This window comes from Peptoniphilus phoceensis (assembly GCF_001517665.2).
In the GTDB taxonomy this organism is placed as follows: domain Bacteria; phylum Bacillota; class Clostridia; order Tissierellales; family Peptoniphilaceae; genus Peptoniphilus_A; species Peptoniphilus_A timonensis.
In genome coordinates this window covers 50559-70702 of the sequence record NZ_LN999806.1, presented here as the reverse complement: position 1 = coordinate 70702, position 20144 = coordinate 50559, and the positions used below count along the sequence as shown (strand labels likewise).

The following is a 20144-nucleotide window of genomic DNA, read 5'->3' as shown; positions in this document are numbered from 1 at the left end:
ACAACTAAAATACTTATAGCAAATGTATCTACAAATACTATAAATATGATAAAATTAGTTTAAGGAGATGATGTTATGGTACAAATTAATGTTAGAGTAGATGAAGATGTTAAAAGAAGAGCAGAGAGAGTTTGTCAAGAAATTGGAATTTCTATGTCTTCTGCAATAAATGTTTATTTGAAAAAAATTGCAAGAGAAAATAAAATCCCCTTTGAATTAACAGCAGATCCTTTTTATAGCAAAGAAAACATAGATTATCTTGAAAAGAAATATAATGATTATAAAAATGGGAAACTAGAACTTATTGAAAGAGATATTATAGATGAGTGAAAAAAAATATAAAGTGGGATTATAGTGCTTGGCAAGAGTATTTATATTGGCAAAAGACTAGTAAAGTTTGTTTAAGAAGAATAAATCAGATAATTAAAGATATTAAGAGAAGCTCCTTTGAGGGTATAGTAAGCCTGAAGCATTAAAAAACAATTTATCAGGTCTGTGGAGCAGACGCATAGACAAAGAGAACAGAATTGTTTATTTGATTGAGGAAGATACAGTGGTTATATTTCAATGTAAGGGTCATTATAAAAAACAGTAAGAAGAAAAGGATGCAAGCTTTTGTGGCTGCATCCTTTTTTGTCTTCTGTATTTTTGTTTATTTTAATAGTTTTTAAAAGTTTTTATTGTAGTGTTTAAATTTTATATACTTTATAAATCCTTAGTTCTTCTTGGACATTTTTTTAAATACCTGGGCGTATTTGTCAAAGAGTTTTTCTAATTCTTTTACGTCATATTTTTTGCTGTAAGGGCTATTCATGATGTCTTTTAAGACGCTTTGGATCTTGTTGTGGATTTTTATGTCTGTTACTATTGATGCATTTGTGTGAAGTTTGTCCCTGCCGATTTTTTTGAAAAACATATTGTTTTCGCTTATAAAGAAGTTAAATTTGTCCAGTCCTATGGATTTTAGGTATCTGTTGTCATTTATGATGTAAAAGTTTATGTTTTCGTTATTTTCCATAATTTCTATTATGTTTTTTATGTGGTCCTCAATTTCCCCAGGGCTGAGTTTTGCCTTTGTGGAACAGTAAAGAATGTCGCCTGTTTCCAAATAGTTTAGAAGGCTAGTTCTCGTTGTGAGAAAGTTTATTTTTGCGTCCACAAAAAGTTCTTCCCAGAGGAGTTTTATGCCAGAAATTTCTTTTTTATTTATCTCTCTATCGTCGTCAAGGGAGTCTTCTATTCTGTCTATGATGTAATTTGGCAGCAAGAATTCAAAGCCGTAATTTGACAAGAATAAGAATTCGTTGTCTGAATAGAAATATTTTCTGTAATCTGTTTCTGCCATTTCTTGGGGAGAAGATGTGACTATAATTTTATTTAGTCCTTCAAAGAAGTTATTCATAAAAGATGAAATTTCAAAAAGTGTGTCAAGTTCACGTCCTGATGTTAGGGTTGAGTAATCTTCTCTTTCTGCAATTATTATATACATTTCGTCTTTTATGAGAATGAAGTCACAGTGGGTGTAGCTTCTTTCATAGAGTTCAATGTTGATGCTAGAGTTGTCAGTAATTATTTTTAATATGTCTATATTTTCTATGTAGTCTTTTTTGCAAAGTAGGTGGAGGTTCACTTCTACTTCCTTTGCAATTTTTTTTATGCTTTGGATGAGGATTTCTGCATAGGGGCTTCTTATGTCAAAGGTTGCCCAAATGTCAAGGTCCTTATTTTCCAAAATTACTTGGTCCAGGATTTCTTTTAAGTCAATTTCTACGCTAGATGTTTTGAAAATGAAATTTGTAGTTGAAGGGATTTCTTCTTTTACATCTGTGTTTGTGTAGGCGTAGGCTTCGTTTAGAAGTTTGTATATTAGTATTTCTAGACCTTTTTCCTCATCTTTTTTTAGGATTTCTGAATTTTTTATTTCAAAGCTTAAAAGAAAGTCTTTAGTCTTTTTTTCTTCTATGAGTGACTTGGCAAAGAGTGGGGCAAGTTTTCTATTTATTGTGTAGATATTTTTTGATGAGGGCAATTTTTTGCCGCTGTTCCACTTGCTTATGTAGGATATGTCGTAATCCAAGGCATAGGCAATGCTAGATAGTTTTGTATTTGTCATGTCTAGTAATAATTTAAAAACTTGTCTGTAATGCCACATAATTTGCTCCTTTAAATTTGGAAATATATATAAATTATATTTATTTGTTGAATAAAAGTCAAATTTTGTAAGGATAATTCAACATATTGCAACTACTTATAAGGGGTTTTTATAGGATTAAGCTTTATAATTAAATTAACAAGAATATTTTTAATAAATTATTGGAGGAAAAAATGGTAAATTATAATGCTGTTACAGAAAGCGTAATAGAAGATATTAAAAATGCTGTATCTGGCAAGGTTTATGTTGGCGAAGAAATCAACATTGACTTTTTCCACGATGAAATGCCTATCTACGGCGAAGGACAACCTGAACTTGTTGTTGATGCAACAAATGCAGAAGAAATTGCAAAAGTTGTAAAGATTTGTAATGAAAACAAGATTGCTGTTGTGCCAAGAGGTGCAGGTACTGGTCTTACTGGTGCTGGTGTTTCTAGACATGGTGGCGTTATGATCAATATGCAATCTATGAATAAAATTCTTTCATATGATGAAGAAAACATGGTAGTAAAGGTAGAACCAGGTGTATTATTAAATGACCTTGCTGAAGACTGTCTATCTAAGGGATATATGTATCCACCTGATCCAGGTGAAAAGTTTGCAACTCTTGGGGGAAATGTTGCTACTAATGCTGGTGGCATGAGAGCTGTTAAGTATGGCACAACAAGAAATTATGTGCGTTCAATGGAAGTTGTTCTTCCTACTGGAGAAATCACAACTTTTGGTGCTACTGTTTCAAAGACTTCTACTGGTTTCTCATTAAAAGATCTTATGATTGGTTCTGAAGGTACTCTTGGTATTATCACAGAACTTACTCTAAGGATTATCCCAGCTCCAAAGGAAACTATTTCTCTAATTGTTCCTTATGAAGATCTTGACACTTGTATTTCTACAGTTCCAAAGTTATTCAAGGCTCACTTAAATCCACAAGCTATTGAATTTATGGAAAAAGAAATTGTAAATATGTCAGAAATTTATATTGGAAAGTCAACTTTCCCTAAGGAATTAGAAGGAATTGACATTGGTGCTTATCTTCTTATTACTTTTGACGGTGACAATGAAGACGATCTTAACGACATTATTGAACAAGCTGCAGAAGTTCTTATGGAAGCAGGAGCAATTGATATTTTAGTTGCCGACACTCCAAACAAGATCAAAGAAGCTTGGGCTGCAAGATCTTCTTTCCTTGAAGCAATTGAATCTCAAACAAAACTTCTTGATGAATGTGACGTTGTAGTTCCAATTAACATGATTGCTAAATATGTTCACTATGTAAATGAAAAAGCTAAGGACTTCCCATTTGAAGTTAAGTCTTTTGGTCACGCAGGCGATGGTAACTTACACATTTACACTTGCTCAAATGATATGGATAAGGACGAATTCGTAAAAGAAGTTGAAGTATTTATGCAAGATATTTATAAGAAAGCTTACGAATTTGGCGGACAAATTTCTGGAGAACACGGAATTGGTTATGGTAAAAAATCTTTCTTACATGAATTTGAAGGCGATGTTAACACTGAACTTATGAGAGGAATCAAGAAAGTATTTGATCCAAATTTAATTCTTAACCCAGATAAGGTTATTTAATAGAAGGAGATTTTAATAAATGTCATATTTAATTTCAGAAGAAGCACAAGATTTACTTTTAGACGTAAGAAATTTTTGTGAAAAAGAAGTTATAGATGTTTGCAAGGAAGCTGATAGAACTGGCGAATTCCCAGAAGAACTTTATGAAAAGGCAAAGGAACAAGGTTACTTTGCCCTTGAAGTTCCTGAAGAATTAGGTGGACCTGGTTTATCTAGAGTAGATGTTGCTGCTCTATTTGAAGAAATGGCAAAAGCTGATGCTGGTTTTGCCACAACTATTTCTGCTTCTGGCCTTGGAATGAAACCAGTTCTTATTGCTGGTAACCAAGAACAAAAAGAATATATTGCCGATGTTGCAATGGAAGGCGGACTTGGTGCTTTCTGTCTTACTGAACCAGGTGCTGGTTCTGATGCAAGTTCAGGAACAACTACTGCTGTAAAAGATGGCGATGAATATGTCTTAAATGGTAGAAAGTGCTTTATCACAAATGGTGCTGTTGCTTCTTATTACTGTATCACTGCTGCAACTGACAAGTCTAAGGGAGTAAAGGGCCTTTCAATGTTTTTAGTGCCTGCTGGAACTGCTGGTTTAAGTTCTGGTAAGGAAGAAGATAAGATGGGAATTAGAACTTCTAACACAACTGATGTTGTTCTTGAAGATTGTAGAATTCCTGCAAAAAATCTTATTGGCAAAGAAGGAGAAGGTTTCTCTATTGCAATGAAGACTCTTGACCAAGCTAGAGCATGGATGGGTTGTCTTGCTGTTGGTATAGCCCAAAGAGGAATCGACGAAGCTAAAAAATACACAAGTGAAAGAATCCAATTTGGAAAGGCAATTAACAAAAACCAAGCTATTCAATTTAAATTAGCTGATATGGACATTCAAACAGAAGTTGCAAGACAAATGGTTGCCAACGCTCTTACAAGAATGGACATGGGACTTAGCTACAACAGAGAATCTGCAATTGCAAAATGTTATGCATCTGATATTGCCATGAGAGTTGCTGAAGATGCTATTCAATTATTTGGTGGATATGGTTATTCAAGAGAATATCCAGTGGAAAAACTTTTAAGAGATGCTAAGATCTTCCAAATTTTTGAAGGTACAAATGAAATTTTGAGAATTGTTGTTGCTAATAATTTATTGAGAGGTTAAGGTTTTAAAATGAATATTTTAGTATTTATAAAGGAAGTGCCTGATGATTCAGTAGCAGTTTCTGTAAAAGATGAGAAGGCTGATATTGAAAACATCACGCCTGTTGTCAATGCTTTTGACACTTACTCCCTTGAAATGGCAGTAAGACTTAAAGAAGCCAATGAAGATTCACAAGTTGTTGTGGTTTCTATAGGAAATGAAGAGGTTAAAAATTCTCTTAAAAACTGTCTAGCAGTTGGTGCTGACAAGGCATACTTAGTAAAGAATGATGATTATAAAAAGCTTGATGCAAAAGCTATTACTGAAATTCTTTTGGGAGCAAAGGAAAAATTAGAAGCTGAACTTGGTGCTTTTGATGTAATTTGCTTTGGTAAAGAAACTACTGATGCAGAAGCTTCACAAGTTGGGGTTTATTTTGCTAATAAGTCTGATCTTGGTGTGGTTACATCTGTTATTGCAATGGAAAAAGATGGCGATAAACTTGTTTCTAAACAAGAAATCGACGGTGGTTATAGAGAAATGGAAGCAAAACTTCCTACTGTTGTAACTATTGCAAAACCAGATTATGAACCGAGATATCCTACTATAAAATCAAAAATGGCTGCAAGAAGACAAAAGATTGAAGATTTTGAAGTGGAAACTACTTCTAGTCCAATTCTTGAAGAATTAAAAGACTTCGAACCTAAGAAGAGAGAAGCTGGAGTAAAAATTCAAGAAGATGAAGTGGAAGATACTGTAGCTAAGGCTATTAGCCTAATGGTAGAACAAAAGGTTTTATAGGAGGAAAAGATGAAAAATATATTGACATATATAGAAATTAAAGATGCTGCTCCTATTAAACTTTCTTTAGAATCCCTTTCTAAGGCAAGTGAAATTGCGAGGGATAAGGGTGGAAAATCCATTGCTCTTATCACTTTTGAACTTGCAGATGAAGAAGTAAAAAAATTAAAGGGTGCAGGAGCAGAAGAAATTGTGCTTGTAAAAAGAGATGCCTACAATATGGAAGACTTCGCAAATATTATCCTTGAAGTTTCTAAAAAATATGACTGTGAAGATATTTTTATAGGAGGAACTCTTGATGGTAAGGACCTTGCTCCAAGTGTAGCAGCAAAACTAGACACAGTTTCTGTTACTAATGTTATGGACATAAAATTTGAAGGTGAAGATGTAATTTATGTCACACCTTCTTATGGTGCAACAGTCCTTACAGAATCAAAAATCTCAAAGGCTCCAAGAATTGCTGTTATAAGAGCGGGATCCTTTGACAAGAGAGATGATTTTGATGCTAGCGGAAATCTTGTGGAAGAAAACATTGATGAAGTTAAAGATTTAAAGGCAGTAATAAGAGAAGTTGTTACTGCTAACGAAGCCGCTATTAATCTTGAAGATGCTCCAATTATTGTAACTTGTGGTAGAGGTGCATCATCTGATGAAATATTCCCACTTGTAAAGGAACTTGCTGATGTTTTTGGTGCTCCAATTTCTGGAACAAGACCAGTAATTGATGATGGAGTTCTTCCAAAGTCTTCACAAATTGGTCAATCAGGAAAAATTGTTGCCCCAGCTCTATATATTGGCTGTGGTGTAAGTGGTGCAGTGCAACATATTTCTGGTATTGAAAATTCAAACTTTATTGTTGCAATAAATAAGGACGAAGATGCTCCTATCTTTAATATGGCAGATATTGGTCTTGTAGGCGATTGCAAGCAAATTCTACCACTATTTATTGAAGAAGTTAAAAAAATAAAAGCTAATGCTTAATAGGTGAATTATGAATTATTTAAAGGAATTTGTCATACTTTGTGTATGTTTAATGCTTGGAGTGGTGACAAGACACTTGATAAATTTCCCAATACCTGAAGCTGTTTATGGTATGATTTATCTCTTTATTGCCTTTTCTATTGGAATTATAAAGCCCGATGATGTCAAAGAAACTTCCAATGGAATTTTGCAAAATTTGGCGATTTTATTTGTGCCAGCTGGTGTAGGCATAATAAATTCTTATGATGAGATAAAAGGAAAAGCTGGTCTATTAGTACTTTTAGTAGTTCTTGGAACTGCTATAACTATGGGACTTACTGGTAAAATTATAGAACTTTTACAAAGGAGGAAAGATGTTTAGTAACAAATATTTTGGAATCATCTTGACTTTTGCGACTTTTGAAATAGGCAAGATGATAAGCAAAAAACTAAAGACTCCTTTGGCAAATCCTCTTTTAATATCCATTGCCCTATGTATATTATTTTTAAAGCTAACTGGCATATCTTATGAAGATTATAAACAAGGCGGGGACTTTATAATGTTTTTTATAGCTCCTGCCACAGTTGCCATGGTAGTTGATTTGTACGAAAACCTCCCAGAACTTAAAAAGAATTTAATTCCAATTTTGTCTGGAACAATTTTAGGCTCTGCGATTGCTATGTTTTTTGTTATTTTCGCCTCAAGCTTTTTAGGCATTGACGAAAATCTTGTGGTATCCTCAACTCCACAATCGATTACAACAGCAATTGCAATTTCTCTTTCTGAAGAGTATGGTGGAGCTTCTGCTATAACTGCAGTTCTTGTAGTTATAAGAGGAGTTACTGGTGCAGTAATTGCGCCACTTATTATGAAACTCTTTAGAATAAAAGATCCAACAGCACAAGGAGTTGCCATTGGTACTTCTTCTCACGCAGTTGGTACTTCTGAAGCGAGAAAGCTTGGAGAGATCCAAGGTGCCATGAGTGGACTTTCTATTGCAGTGGCAGGTCTTGTGACTGTAATCCTAATGCCAGTAGCAATGAAAGTTATAGAAATGTTATTTTGATTTGAAATAAAGAATAAGTAAAGATATTGTATATAAAGACCTATTGTCTCCCTCAATAGGTCCTTTTTAATGATAAGAAAAACAAAGATGTGTCTCTGTTTTCTGGTTTTCACAGCAAATGCGAGCCTTAGCGAAGCATGAGCTGATGAAAAATCTTATCCAGCTATAATGAAGGAACACAGATTTTTGACAAGCAAAAATCTGCGGGCAGACTTATCAAAATTTCTTGCAGAAATTTGATTAAGTCTCAGCCTTTGACCGAATAGGGAGCATTGTCGAGTGAGTCGGATATCTTGAAATAAATAAAAAAACATAAAGAAAAGACTGCCCTTAGATAGCCTTAGAAATTTATTGATTAATGTTTAGACTTTTTAATAAAATTTATAAAAAATATTTGTGAAGTAATGATATTAAAATAACAAAATCCTATTGGTCGAATATCTCATTACAAAAATTGAAGCTTTCTAAATCTTGAACTTCTAAAATCGCAAACTCGCTACGCTCAAACAGTGCGATTTTGGTCGAAGTTCTTCGATTTGAAATCTTTGCAATTTTTTTCATAGGATATTCTCCTCAATAGGATTTTTTAATGATAAGAAAAACAGAGATGAGTCTCGGTTTTTCTGGTTTTCACAGCAAATGCGAGCCTTAGCGAAGCATGAGCTGATGAAAAATCTTATCCAGCGAAGGAAGACGATGCAACCGAATAGGGAGCATTGTCGAGTGAGTCGGATTTCTTGATATAGACAAAAAAATAAATTTAAGTTTTATGGATTTATAGACGGGTAAAATACATATAAAAGATACTAATGTAAATCACAAAGAGTTATATGAGGTGAGAGTATGGACAATAAGTCAGCAATAATAATTGCAATTTCAATAATAATTTCGAGCATTATTATAGGAGTATGTATATTTAAAGGGTTAGATTCGGTATCTGGAGCTATTATAGTTTCACAATATTAGGTAATCTTAAAATTAGATATTAAAAAAGCTTGGTGAGAGTATAATTTCACCAAGCTTTTTTATCATTATATTATTTTATCTATTATTTTATCTTCTATTCTTTATTTCTTTAATTAAGTCTGGAACTACATTAAATAAATCGTCAACAATACCATAGTGAGCTGTCTTAAAGATAGGAGCGTCAGGGTCGTTATTGATGGCAATTATTGTTGTGGAATCTTCCATTCCCTTAGTGTGTTGGATTGCTCCAGAAATTCCAAGGGCAATGTATAAGTCTGGTTTTACTTGAACTCCTGTTACTCCAACTTGTAAGTCTTTGTCACACCAGCCAAGGTCAACTACAGCTTTTGTTGCTCCAACTGCACCACCAAGTGCATCGGCAAGTTCTTCTACTAGATGCCAGTTTTCTGGACCGCCAAGTCCTCTACCACCAGACACAACAACTTTTGCATTTAATAATTTGTCAAGGAGTGGATTTACTTCTTCTTTTTCAAAATCTATGAATTTTGTCTTAACATCTTCTTCTGTGATCTTAATATCTTCTTTTATGATTTCTGCTTCTCTATTTTCATCTAAAGGAGCTTCAACAAATCCGCCTCTGCCAATTGTTGCCATCATAGTTTCAGATAAAATTCTTACATCGCAGAATAATTTTCCATCAAAGGAAGGTCTTATCCATTTAATATCACTTTTGTCTTCTGTAAGTTCAACATTTGAACAGTCGGCAACAAGTCCAATTTCTCTTTTTGCAGAAACTCTACCTGCAAGGTCACGACCATTGTGGCTTGCTGGAAGCATAACTATTGCTGGGTCATATTTTTCCATTAACTCATCAAGGACTTTAGCATAAGCCAAAGTATTGTAGTTTTCTAGAAGTTTGTCATTTACTTGGATTACCTTGTCTGCACCAAGTTGACCTGATAGTTTTGCTTTTTCGTCATTTTCAAAACCAATTTCTACTGCTACTAATTCTTTATCTAAACCGTCAGAAAGTTCTCTAGCTATAGACATCATTTCTTTAGTTATAAGTGAAAGTGAACCTTCTGAAGTTTCGTTTATTACCCAAATATTTCCGTTTTTCATTTTATCACCTACACTAACACTTTCATATCTTCGATAATATTCATAACTGCATCGATGTTCTTATCAACAGAACCTTCGTCAATGATTTTTCCTGTTTCATTTTTTTCTGGAGCAGAAAGGTCTTTTACTATTGTAAGAGATCCCTTTTGTCCAAGTTTTTCTAAGTCAAGATCAAGTGATTTTGCAGTTATATCATGAATTTCTTTTTCTTTTGCAATTTTGGATCTCTTTAGGGCAAATTTTGATGGTTTATTAACTGAACCCTTTAGTGCTGATGCAACAAAAGGTGTTTTTAGAGAAAGTGTTTCAGTTCCGTCAGAAACTTTTCTTTTTACTTCAAATTCGCCGTCTTTATAGTTTATGTCTGAAACATAAGTCACTTGGTTCATGCCAAGGCGTTCAGCCATTTGTGGACAAACTTGACCTGTATCTCCGTCCATAGTTTGATCTCCAGTGAAGATTATATCGTAATCGCCAATGGATTTTATAGCTTCTGCAAGTGCATAAGAAGTTGCAAAAGTGTCAGAGCCCTTAAATTCAAGGCCTTCTACTAAGTAAGCTTCTTCTGCTCCCATTTGGATACATTCACGCAAATATTTTTCTCCATCTGGTGGTCCCATAGTTAGGACATCAATTTGAACATCTTCTTCCATTTGTTCTTTGACATTTAGTGCAAATTTTAAACCACAAAGATCAGATGGGTTAATTATTGTCTTAATTCCATCTCTCTTTAGGTTTTTTGTTTCTGGATCGATTTTTGCATTTGTTGTGTCAGGAACAATTTTCATTAATAATAATATTTTCATAGTTCCTCCTATTTTGTTTTACTCAATACATATATAATACCCCAAAATCCCGAAAGTATTAAGATAATTTTCACAATTGATAAAAATAATCAAAAAATTTTAAAGAATTTCTTTTTATTCTTCAAGATCCTTAATTTTTTCTCGACTTGTATTATAATGGAAGTGGAAGTATTTTTAATTTATATATATGAAAGAAGGTTTAGAAAAGAAGATGAAAAATTTTAAAAAATTAAAGGTCTTTATTATAATGGCAAGTATGCTTGGCTTAATTTTGACAGGCTGTGCCAATAAGACTGAAGATGAACTTAATAATTCTACTAAAGAGGAAACAAAAGTTGCAGAAGAAAAAACTGGGACTCACAAAATTACTGACCATGCAGGTAGAGAACTTGAAATTCCAGACAAAATCGATAGAGTTGTAATTGATCAAGTGCCAATTTTATCTACTTATATGGCATATAACGAAGGAAAGGCTCCTTACATTGTGGGTTATGCTGGTTCACTTAAACAAGTTATATCTAATACAGTTCTTCAAGATATTGCACCTGAACTTTTAGACACGACAAATACAGTTCAAGGTCAATCAGACATAAATGTAGAAGAAATTATAAAGTTAAAACCAGATGTAATTTTTTACAATGCCAAAAATCAAGACAGATATGAAAAACTAGCAAAGACTGGAGTTCCTTGTGTTGGTTTTGTGACTATGGGTGCAGACAGTCCAGCTGATCCAATAAATAGATATGGCGAATGGTTAAAACTTTTGGAAGATGTTTTTGATGAAAAGGGCAAGATGGACGACTTCTTAGGAGCTGGCGACGATATTGTAAAGGATGTCGAAAAGAGAATTGCTACTGTGCCAGAAGATAAAAGACCAAGTGCTATGATTCTTTGGAAATATGTCGAAGGAACTCCAATTGTTGCTGGAAAGGGAACTTTTGGCGACTTTTGGTTAAAAAGACTTGGAGTAAAAAATGTGGCACAAGATGCCAAGGGTTATGCCAAGGTAAATGTTGAAGAAATTTACAAGTGGAATCCTGATGTTTTGTATCTTGATGGACCAGGTCTATTGGATATTAAAAGAAGCGATGTCTACAACAATTCTGTTGAAGGATTTGATTTTTCAAACTTAAAGTCTGTTAAGGACAAGAGAGTTTACAATTCAAAGTTAGGTATGTGGAACTGGCTTACACCAAATCCAGACGCACCACTAGTCCTTGCTTGGCTTGCAAGTGAAACTTATCCAGAAGCCTTTCAAGACTATGATTTAAACAAGTTAATCAAAGATTATTATCTTAAATGGTACAATTATGAGCTTTCTGATGAACAAATCGAGGACATGTTTAATATATGACAAAAAACTTTTGGATTAGGGATGATGGGAGATTTCATCCCTATCTTTATTTTATTTTAATTATCTTTCCAATTTTATGTGGAATAATTTCCCTTTCTATGGGAAGGATGGATATTAAAATATCAGAAATAATTTTACTTTTTAAAAATTTCATATTAAAAAGGGAACTTGATCCAATGATGGAATCTCTAATTTTTAATATAAGACTTCCTAGAGTTTTGACAGCTCTTCTTGTTGGGGCAGGTCTTACTGCAGCTGGCATTAGCTTTCAAAGTTTATTTTCAAATCCTCTAGCAACACCAGATATTTTGGGAGTTTCTTCTTCTGCATCTCTTGGTGCAATTTTGGGGATTCTCTTGTCCTTTGGCACAATGGGTATTCAAATGCTGGCACTTTTGACTGGGCTTTTTTCAATTTTTATAACAATAAATATTGTAAAAAAAGATGAAACTTCTATGATGAGCCTGATCTTGGCAGGAATTATTGTATCTTCCCTTGCCAATGCCCTAAGTTCGCTTTTAAAATACACAGCTGATCCTATGGACAAGTTGCCACAAATCACCTATTGGCTAATGGGATCCTTTGGCAGAACTTCCTATAAAAATCTACTTTTAGCAGGTCCGCTTATAATAATTTCTATTATTGTAATTTATAAAATGAGATGGAGCCTTAATATTTTATCTTTATCTGAAGATGAGGCGATTTCTCTTGGTCTTAATATCAAAAAGACAAGGTTGATTTTTATTTTTGCTTCAACCCTAATAACTGCATCTTCTGTTTCTATTTGTGGTCAAATTGGCTGGATAGGACTTATTATTCCTCATCTTGTGAGATTAATTGTGGGAGCTAATAACCTTTACACTCTTCCTCTTGGTCTAAGTCTTGGGGCAGGATTTATGGCTTTAATCGAAGCTTTTTCAAGGACTGTTTCTGTTATTGAACTTCCTATTTCAATTTTAACTGCAATTCTTGGAGCACCAATTTTTATAGTCTTGATGAGAAAATCGGGAGGTGTCTTTAAATGAAATTAGAAGTTGTGGGAGGGTCTTTTAAATTTAAAAATACAGATTACATTTTAAAAGATATGAATTTTTCCCTAGAAGATTCTGATATCCTTTCAATACTTGGACCTAACGGAGTTGGAAAGACAACTCTAATAAGGTGTTTAACTGGACTTCTTCAGTGGAACAAGGGCGGAACTTATTTAGATGGAAAGAATATTTCTTCTATAGATAATAAAGAATTTTGGTCAAAGCTTTCTTATATACCACAAAAGAGAAATTCAACTTTTTCTTATTCAGGACTAGACATGGTTCTCTTTGGGGCGAAATCTTCTATGTCAATTTTTGAAAGGCCAAGAGCTTGCCATATAAAAAAAGCCTGTCAAATAATGAAGATGGTTGGAATTTATAATTTAAAGGACAAAAAGTCGGATCAAATGAGTGGTGGAGAAGTCCAAATGCTTTTAATAGCAAGAAGTCTTATGAAAGATCCAAAAATAATTATTTTAGATGAGCCAGAAAGTGGTCTTGATTATAGAAATCAAAGGATAATCTTGGACTTGTTAAAAGAACTTTCTAAGACTGGTGTGATAATAGTCATGAACACTCATTATCCAGAGCATGCATTAGCAAGGTCTAACAAGTGCCTTATTTTAAATTATGACAAGACTTATGAATTTGGAAGGACTAGGGAAGTTTTAAATAGAGAAAATTTAAAAAAGTCCTTTTCTATTGATGTAAATATTTCTGAAATAGAAGTAGAGGGGAAAAAATATGATAGCATTATTCCTCTGGACTTAGATGAAAGGGATAAAAATTATCCTATATAATATGTAGAAAGTTTAAATTATTTTTTATAAAAAAATTCTGTGATAAAAGTGTGGTTTTCTGCCATGCTTTTTTATTTGTAAGAGAGTTTTATTTAAGAGAGTTTTATTATAGAAGAAAAATAAATTTGTAAAAAAATAATTGTGTAAATAAATATCTTTATAACAGAAAAAATTATAATATAAAAATATTTTTAGAATTTTTAAAAAATATTTATAAATAATTGCAATTATAATCTTTTTAGACTATATTAGATAGAGCGCCTATAAATATAGGAGGAATTTCCTCAGAAGAATATTTTTAGTAAAAAATCCCATAAATTTCAAAAAAACCTGTAAATATCCTTTACAATTGGCGTTTTTTATTATATAATATCTGAGCGTAAAAAAAAGAAGGTTGCGATGAAGTCATAAGTTGCTTGAAATTTTGTTGAAAAAAAGGAGTTTCAAGGTAATTATGACAGAGAAGTCCAAGCTGGACTTGGGCGTGGGTTATTTTTTTCAAATGTGCCCTGTTTACACACCAGGGTGCGTGTATCGATAACCCCATTCGCAAGTAAGGCTTTAGCGAATAGGAGGTAAATATGTCTAACAAAGGCAAACAAAAAATTAGAATTAAACTTAAAGCTTATGATCATGAATTACTTGACAATTCAGCACTAAGAATTGTTGATGCTGCTAAAAAGAGCGGTGCAGAAGTTTCTGGACCAATTCCTCTTCCAACAGAAAAGGAAATCATCACAATTATAAGAGCTGTACACAAGTACAAGGATTCAAGAGAACAATTTGAGCAAAGAACTCACAAAAGACTAATTGATATACTTAATCCTACACAAAAAACTGTAGATTCACTTATGAAGTTAAATCTACCAGCTGGTGTAGATATTGAAATTAAACTTTAAAACTTTGCTTTATATGACTTCTTTTAGTAGAAGTCCGCTGTAAATATTAGGAGGTGCAACATGAAATATTTAGTAGGTAAAAAAATTGGCATGACCCAAATTTTTGACGAAGAGGGTACTGTCACTCCTGTCTCAGTTATTGAAGTAGAACCAAATGTTGTTGTGCAAAAGAAAACTGTTGAAAGTGATGGATACGATGCTATCCAAGTTGCAACACATGAAGTTAAGGAAAAGAAATTAAACAAACCTGAGAAGGGACATTTAGACAAAGCTGGTGTAGGATATAGAAAACATCTTTCAGAATTTAGAACTGATGATGTAGAATCTTACAATCTAGGCGATGAAATAAAAGTAGATTTATTTGAAGTTGGAGAACATGTTGATGTTGTAGGAACTTCAAAGGGTAAAGGAACTGCTGGTATTATTAAACGTCACAATTTTGGACGTGGTAGAGAAACTCACGGTTCTAAATTCCACAGAATGCCAGGTGGTATGGGTGCTGCTTCTTATCCAGGAAGAGTATGGAAAAACCACAGAATGGCTGGAAAAATGGGTAACGAAAGAGTTACTGTACAAAATCTTGAAATTGTAAGAATAGATACAGATAAAAATTTAATTTTAGTAAAAGGTGCTATTCCAGGACCTAAGAAGGGAACTGTTAGAATTAAAAGCACTGTTAAAATGACTAAATAAGATAGGGAGGTTAAGAAATGCCTAAGATTCAAATGATTGACATTAAGGGAAATCCTGTTGAAGAAGTCGAACTAAGTGAAGGGCTATTTGCTGCTCCTGTTAGCACTCATGCTGTTTATTTAGTTGTTAAAAATATTTTGGCTAACAAAAGACAAGGTACTCACTCTGCTAAGACACGTGCTGAAGTTCGTGGAGGCGGAAGAAAGCCTTGGAGACAAAAGGGAACTGGTCGTGCAAGACAAGGTTCTATTAGATCACCTCAATGGAGAGGCGGCGGAGTTGTTTTCGCTAAGAAACCAAGAGATTACTCTTACACAACTCCTAAGAAGACTAGAAGAGTTGCTCTAAAGTCAGTTCTTACTAGCAAGTTACAAGATGGCGAAATGATTCTTGTAGATAACTTCCAAATGGAAGAAGTTAAGACAAAAGTTTTTGCTAACATCTTAAAGAATATTGGTGCTGGTGAAAAAGCACTTGTTGTTGTTAATGACGACGAAAAAGATGTTCAAAGAGCTGCAAGAAACATCGCTGGTGTTAAAACATCAAGAGCTACTGATATAAATGTATATGACTTACTAAAATACGACAATCTTGTTATTACTAAGTCTGCACTTGATGTTGTTGAGGAGGTTTTTAACTGATGAATAAATTTGACGTTATAAAAAGACCTTTAATCACTGAACAAAGTATGGACATGATGGCAGATAACAAATATGCTTTCGAAGTTGTTAAAACTGCTACAAAACCTGAAATCAGAGAAGCTGTTGAAGAAATCTTCGGCGTTAAGGTTGAAAAAGTATATACAATGAATATGCGTGGTAAACTTAAAAGACAAGGAGTTCATCAAGGAAGACGTCCTTCATGGAAAAAGGCGATAGTTAAGCTTACTGATGACTCAGAGCCGATAGAATTTTTTGATTCTATTTGATAGTAGGGAGGTATTATAATGGCGATTAAAGGATTTAAACCTACAACTCCTGCTCGTAGAAAAATGACAGTTGCTTCTTTCGAAGAGATTACTAAGACTACACCTGAAAGATCTCTTTTAGCAACAGTTAATAAGACTGCCGGTAGAAATGCTCATGGTAGAATTACTAGTAGACACAGAGGCGGCGGAGTTAAAAGAAAATATAGAATTATAGATTTAAAGAGAGATAAAGACAATATTCCTGCAAGAGTAGCAGCTATTGAATATGATCCATATAGAACAGCTTACATTGCTCTTCTAAACTATGCTGATGGTGAAAAGAGATACATCATTCAACCAAATGGTTTAAAAGTAGGAGATGTAATTGAATCAGGAACAGACGCAGATATCAAAGTTGGTAACGCACTTATGCTAGCAGATATTCCTGTTGGTACAACTGTTCACAACATTGAAATGACTCCTGGTAAAGGTGGTCAAATCGCAAGATCTGCTGGTTCATCTGCACAACTTATGGCTAAAGAAGGCAAGTACGCTCAACTTAGACTTCCATCAGGTGAATTTAGATTAATCAACCAAAGATGTAAGGCAACAATTGGACAAGTTGGAAATATTTCTCATGAACTTATCACACTAGGTAAGGCAGGTAAGAGCAGATATCTTGGAAATAGACCTCACGTAAGAGGATCTGCAATGAACCCTGTTGATCACCCTCATGGTGGTGGGGAAGGTAGAACTCCAGTTGGTAGACCTTCACCAATGACTCCTTGGGGCAAGAAAGCTCTAGGACTTAAGACTAGAAAGAAATCTAAAAAATCTAACATGTATATTGTAAGAAGAAGAACTAAGTAATCGGAGGGTATTAATGAGTAGATCAATAAAAAAAGGACCATTTGCTGATGAACACCTTCTAAAGAAGGTTGACGAGCTTAATGATAAGAACGAACACAAAGTAATTAAAACTTGGTCTCGTCGCTCAACTATTTTCCCTGAATTTGTTTCACACACAATTGCTGTTCACGACGGCAGAAAACATGTGCCAGTATACATTACTGAAGACATGGTAGGACATAAATTAGGTGAATTTGTTCCAACAAGAACATATAGAGGCCATGGTGCCAAGAGCGAAAAGAGCACAACACTTAAATAAGGAGGGTTATAATGCAAGCACAAGCAATTGCTAAATATGTAAGAATATCACCTCTAAAGGTGAACTATATATGCGCAGAAATACGCGGAAAAAGCGTTGATGAGGCCCTCTCTATTTTAAAGTTTACTAATAAAAGGGGAGCTCATGAACTTTATAAGGTACTAAATTCAGCTGTAGCAAACGCTGAAAACAACCTTAATTTAGATAGAGGAGATCTTTATGTTAAAAAGGCCTATGCTAATGAAGGCCCAACTATGAAGAGATTCCATCCTAAGGCTAAGGGTATGGCTTATCCAATTCTTAAAAGATCAAGTCATATTGGCGTTGTAGTAGCAGAAAGAGAGTAAGGAGGTAGAGAATGGGTCAAAAAGTAAACCCACATGGACTTCGTGTTGGAGTAATCAAAGATTGGGATTCAAAATGGTACGCTGATAAGAAAAATTTTGCCGATCTTTTAGTTGAAGACAACAATATTAGAAATTATGTTAAGAAAAAACTTTATGCAGCAGGTATTGCTAAGATCGAAATCGAAAGAGCTGCTAATAGAGTTAAAATTTCTATTCATACAGCAAAACCAGGTATGGTAATTGGCCGTGGTGGTGCTGGCGTTGAAGAACTAAGAACTGAAATTGAAAAACTTACAGATAAATCTGTTGTTATAAATGTAGAAGAAATCAAAAACCAAGACCTAGATGCACAAATCGTTGCTGAAGGTATTGCTGAAGCACTTGAAAGAAGAGTTGCATTTAGACGTGCTATGAAACAAGCAATCCAAAGAACTATGCGTCAAGGAGCACTTGGTATTAAGACTTCTGTTTCTGGCCGTCTTGGTGGTGCTGATATGGCAAGAACTGAAGGATACTCTGAAGGAACTATTCCTCTTCAAACTTTAAGAGCTGACATTGACTATGGTTTTGCTGAAGCTGATACAACTTATGGTAAAATCGGTGTTAAGGTTTGGTTATACAAAGGTGAAGTTCTTCCTGAATTAACTGAAGAAAAGGGAAGAAGATCAAGAGATAATAGAGATAACAGAAATCGCAAGAGACGCGATAACAGAAATAATAATTTTAATAGAAATAATAGAAGAGACAATAAAAATAAAGAGTCTTAAAGAAGGGGGGAATAGTCATGTTGATGCCTAAGAGAGTAAAATATCGTAAAGTTCACAGAGGCAGAATGAAGGGCAAGGCTATGCGTGGTAATGAGCTTGCATACGGCGAATATGGTATAAAAGCTTTAGAACCTTGTTGGATAACTTCAAATCAAATAGAAGCGGCACGTCGTGCTATGACAAGATATATTCGTAGAGGTGGAAATATCTGGATTAAGATTTTCCCAGACAAACCTGTTACAGAAAAACCTGCTGAAACTCGTATGGGTTCCGGTAAAGGTGCACCAGAATACTGGGTAGCAGTTGTTAAACCAGGTAGAGTTTTATTTGAAATGGGTGGTGTTTCAGAAGAAGTTGCAAGAGAAGCTATGAGACTTGCATCCATGAAACTCCCTGTAAGAACAAAATTCGTTATGAAAGATAAGGATGGTGACTCAAATGAAGGCTAATGAAATCCGCAATATGTCTAGCGAAGATTTAAATAATAAAGTTAATGAACTTAAAAATGAACTTTTTAATTTGAGATTCAGATTGGCAACTGGCCAACTTGATAATCCATCAAGTATTAAAAATGTTAAAAGAGATATAGCAAGAGTAAAAACGATCATTAGAGAACGTGAACTTGAAGTTGGAAAGGAGGCTTAATCTCATGGAAAGAAATTCAAGAAAAACTTTAACAGGTATTGTTGTAAGCGACAAGATGGATAAGACTATTGTAGTTCAAATTGAGACTTTAAAGACTCATCCAATTTATAAGAAGAGATTTAAGAAAACTACTAAATTCAAGGCTCATGATGAAAATAATGAATGTGGTATTGGTGATCGCGTAAGACTTATGGAAACTAGACCACTAAGTAAAGATAAAAGATGGAGACTTGTAGAAATTATTGAAAAAGCTCAATAATTTTGGCTTGAAAGGAGAATAACATGATTCAACAAGAAACAAGATTACGTGTTGCTGACAATTCAGGTGCAAGAGAACTATCTGTTGTTAAAGTCCTTGGTGGTACTAATAGAAAAACAGCTAACATTGGCGATATTGTAGTGTGTTCTGTAAAACATGCAACACCCGGTGGCGTTGTTAAAAAGGGTGCCGTTGTTAAAGCAGTTATTGTTAGAACAAACAAGGGTATCAGCAGAAAAGACGGATCTTACATTAGTTTCGATGATAATGCAGCTGTTGTAATAAAAGACGATAGAAGCCCAGTTGGAACTCGTATTTTTGGACCTGTAACTAGAGAACTTAGAGCTGGAAACTTTATGAAGATTATATCTCTAGCTCCGGAAGTACTATAATTTGGAGGTGTAATATGAAAATTAAAAGAGATGACATCGTAAAAGTTATAGCCGGAAAAGATAAAGGCAAGACTGGTAAAGTCCTAAGAACAATTCCTAAGAAAGACTTAGTTGTTGTTGAAAAAGTTAATGTTGTTACTAAGCACATTAAACCAAGAGGACCTCAAAACCCAGGTGGAATAGAAAAAATGGAAGCACCAATTCACGTATCAAATGTTATGTACTTTGACAGTGCAGCAGGAAAGGCTACAAGAATTGGTTATAAATTTGAAGATGGAAAAAAAGTTAGATTTGCTAAATCTAGCGGAAAGACAATTAAGTAGGGG

At 34.1% G+C, this 20144-nt stretch carries 27 protein-coding genes and 1 pseudogene; 24 read left to right on the top strand and 4 right to left on the bottom strand.

The genetic code is table 11. The features are described from left to right. Positions 1-75: 75 nt before the first annotated feature. Together BN3657_RS00520 and BN3657_RS08695 are read left to right on the top strand one after the other, a co-directional pair. Positions 76-330, top strand: coding sequence for a type II toxin-antitoxin system RelB/DinJ family antitoxin (locus tag BN3657_RS00520; protein ID WP_019138882.1), 255 nt, complete (start codon positions 76-78; stop codon positions 328-330). After that, positions 327-595 (top strand): annotated as a pseudogene (locus BN3657_RS08695) (Txe/YoeB family addiction module toxin). The gene BN3657_RS00520 and the pseudogene BN3657_RS08695 overlap by 4 nt, the downstream one beginning before the upstream one ends. Before the next feature lie 120 nt (positions 596-715). Here BN3657_RS08695 and BN3657_RS00510 read toward each other — a convergent pair. Then, positions 716-2152, bottom strand: coding sequence for a hypothetical protein (locus BN3657_RS00510; RefSeq protein ID WP_062551337.1), 1437 nt, complete (start codon positions 2150-2152; stop codon positions 716-718). A 173-nt stretch (positions 2153-2325) separates the two neighbouring features. On the opposite strand from BN3657_RS00510, the gene BN3657_RS00505 reads away from it, so the two are divergent. From BN3657_RS00505 to BN3657_RS00480, 6 genes are read left to right on the top strand one after another with little or no spacing between them, the layout of a single operon-like run. Beyond that, positions 2326-3738, top strand: coding sequence for an FAD-binding oxidoreductase (locus BN3657_RS00505; RefSeq protein WP_019138807.1), 1413 nt, complete (start codon positions 2326-2328; stop codon positions 3736-3738). Between the two features lie 19 nt (positions 3739-3757). After that, entirely contained in the window at positions 3758-4894 is a 1137-nt protein-coding gene (locus BN3657_RS00500; RefSeq protein WP_062551336.1) for an acyl-CoA dehydrogenase family protein, read from the top strand. Positions 4895-4903: 9 nt separating this feature from the next. Beyond that, positions 4904-5674, top strand: coding sequence for an electron transfer flavoprotein subunit beta/FixA family protein (locus BN3657_RS00495; RefSeq protein ID WP_062551335.1), 771 nt, complete (start codon positions 4904-4906; stop codon positions 5672-5674). A gap of 9 nt (positions 5675-5683) precedes the next feature. Then, a complete protein-coding gene (locus tag BN3657_RS00490; RefSeq protein WP_062551334.1) occupies positions 5684-6655 on the top strand; it encodes an electron transfer flavoprotein subunit alpha/FixB family protein in 972 nt (323 codons plus the stop codon). Positions 6656-6665: 10 nt separating this feature from the next. Further along, entirely contained in the window at positions 6666-7016 is a 351-nt protein-coding gene (locus BN3657_RS00485) for a CidA/LrgA family protein (RefSeq protein WP_062551333.1), read from the top strand. Beyond that, complete coding sequence (locus BN3657_RS00480) at positions 7009-7701, top strand: LrgB family protein (RefSeq protein ID WP_019138801.1); 693 nt, start codon at positions 7009-7011, stop codon at positions 7699-7701. Before BN3657_RS00485 ends, BN3657_RS00480 begins: the two co-directional genes overlap by 8 nt. Positions 7702-8127: 426 nt before the next feature. Here the strand turns inward: BN3657_RS00480 and BN3657_RS08635 are convergent, their stop codons facing one another. From BN3657_RS08635 to BN3657_RS00470, 3 genes are all read right to left on the bottom strand, one after another. Then, positions 8128-8262 carry a hypothetical protein gene (locus BN3657_RS08635; RefSeq protein ID WP_268258891.1) on the bottom strand — a complete coding sequence of 45 codons (135 nt, stop codon included), beginning with the start codon at positions 8260-8262 and terminating at the stop codon, positions 8128-8130. Positions 8263-8754: 492 nt separating this feature from the next. Beyond that, a complete protein-coding gene (locus BN3657_RS00475; protein ID WP_062551332.1) occupies positions 8755-9750 on the bottom strand; it encodes an electron transfer flavoprotein subunit alpha/FixB family protein in 996 nt (331 codons plus the stop codon). Positions 9751-9758: 8 nt separating this feature from the next. Beyond that, positions 9759-10556: an electron transfer flavoprotein subunit beta/FixA family protein gene (locus tag BN3657_RS00470; protein WP_062551331.1), complete on the bottom strand. Its 798-nt coding sequence runs from the start codon at positions 10554-10556 to the stop codon at positions 9759-9761. A gap of 187 nt (positions 10557-10743) precedes the next feature. On the opposite strand from BN3657_RS00470, the gene BN3657_RS00465 reads away from it, so the two are divergent. From BN3657_RS00465 to rplX, 16 genes are all read left to right on the top strand, one after another. Next, a complete protein-coding gene (locus BN3657_RS00465; RefSeq protein ID WP_230204162.1) occupies positions 10744-11910 on the top strand; it encodes an ABC transporter substrate-binding protein in 1167 nt (388 codons plus the stop codon). Beyond that, positions 11907-12935 (top strand): FecCD family ABC transporter permease, encoded by a 1029-nt coding sequence (locus BN3657_RS00460; protein ID WP_062551330.1) that lies wholly within the window; start codon positions 11907-11909, stop codon positions 12933-12935. The genes BN3657_RS00465 and BN3657_RS00460 overlap by 4 nt, the downstream gene beginning before the upstream one ends. Next, positions 12932-13741, top strand: coding sequence for an ABC transporter ATP-binding protein (locus BN3657_RS00455; RefSeq protein WP_062551329.1), 810 nt, complete (start codon positions 12932-12934; stop codon positions 13739-13741). The genes BN3657_RS00460 and BN3657_RS00455 overlap by 4 nt, the downstream gene beginning before the upstream one ends. A gap of 581 nt (positions 13742-14322) precedes the next feature. Then, on the top strand, positions 14323-14640 hold the full coding sequence (rpsJ, locus tag BN3657_RS00450) for a 30S ribosomal protein S10 (protein ID WP_005957385.1): 318 nt from the start codon (positions 14323-14325) through the stop codon (positions 14638-14640). Positions 14641-14700: 60 nt separating this feature from the next. Next, entirely contained in the window at positions 14701-15333 is a 633-nt protein-coding gene (gene rplC / locus BN3657_RS00445) for a 50S ribosomal protein L3 (protein ID WP_019138796.1), read from the top strand. Between the two features lie 17 nt (positions 15334-15350). Beyond that, positions 15351-15974: a 50S ribosomal protein L4 gene (gene rplD, locus BN3657_RS00440; protein ID WP_019138795.1), complete on the top strand. Its 624-nt coding sequence runs from the start codon at positions 15351-15353 to the stop codon at positions 15972-15974. Then, positions 15974-16261: a 50S ribosomal protein L23 gene (rplW, locus tag BN3657_RS00435; protein ID WP_019138794.1), complete on the top strand. Its 288-nt coding sequence runs from the start codon at positions 15974-15976 to the stop codon at positions 16259-16261. Before rplD ends, rplW begins: the two co-directional genes overlap by 1 nt. An 18-nt stretch (positions 16262-16279) precedes the next feature. After that, a complete protein-coding gene (gene rplB, locus BN3657_RS00430) occupies positions 16280-17110 on the top strand; it encodes a 50S ribosomal protein L2 (protein WP_062551328.1) in 831 nt (276 codons plus the stop codon). Between the two features lie 13 nt (positions 17111-17123). Continuing rightward, positions 17124-17408, top strand: a complete 285-nt coding sequence (rpsS, locus tag BN3657_RS00425) for a 30S ribosomal protein S19 (protein ID WP_019138792.1) — start codon at positions 17124-17126, stop codon at positions 17406-17408. Between the two features lie 11 nt (positions 17409-17419). Continuing rightward, positions 17420-17755, top strand: a complete 336-nt coding sequence (gene rplV / locus BN3657_RS00420; RefSeq protein ID WP_019138791.1) for a 50S ribosomal protein L22 — start codon at positions 17420-17422, stop codon at positions 17753-17755. Positions 17756-17766: 11 nt separating this feature from the next. After that, positions 17767-18522, top strand: a complete 756-nt coding sequence (rpsC, locus tag BN3657_RS00415; RefSeq protein WP_062551327.1) for a 30S ribosomal protein S3 — start codon at positions 17767-17769, stop codon at positions 18520-18522. Between the two features lie 17 nt (positions 18523-18539). Then, positions 18540-18971, top strand: coding sequence for a 50S ribosomal protein L16 (gene rplP / locus BN3657_RS00410; protein WP_010244405.1), 432 nt, complete (start codon positions 18540-18542; stop codon positions 18969-18971). Next, positions 18961-19167, top strand: coding sequence for a 50S ribosomal protein L29 (rpmC, locus tag BN3657_RS00405; RefSeq protein WP_019138789.1), 207 nt, complete (start codon positions 18961-18963; stop codon positions 19165-19167). Before rplP ends, rpmC begins: the two co-directional genes overlap by 11 nt. A 4-nt stretch (positions 19168-19171) precedes the next feature. Continuing rightward, positions 19172-19426, top strand: coding sequence for a 30S ribosomal protein S17 (gene rpsQ, locus BN3657_RS00400; RefSeq protein WP_062551326.1), 255 nt, complete (start codon positions 19172-19174; stop codon positions 19424-19426). 23 nt (positions 19427-19449) lie between these two features. Next, positions 19450-19818: a 50S ribosomal protein L14 gene (rplN, locus tag BN3657_RS00395; protein ID WP_019138787.1), complete on the top strand. Its 369-nt coding sequence runs from the start codon at positions 19450-19452 to the stop codon at positions 19816-19818. Between the two features lie 14 nt (positions 19819-19832). Continuing rightward, entirely contained in the window at positions 19833-20141 is a 309-nt protein-coding gene (gene rplX, locus BN3657_RS00390; RefSeq protein ID WP_062551325.1) for a 50S ribosomal protein L24, read from the top strand. The last annotated feature ends 3 nt before the right edge of the window (positions 20142-20144 follow it).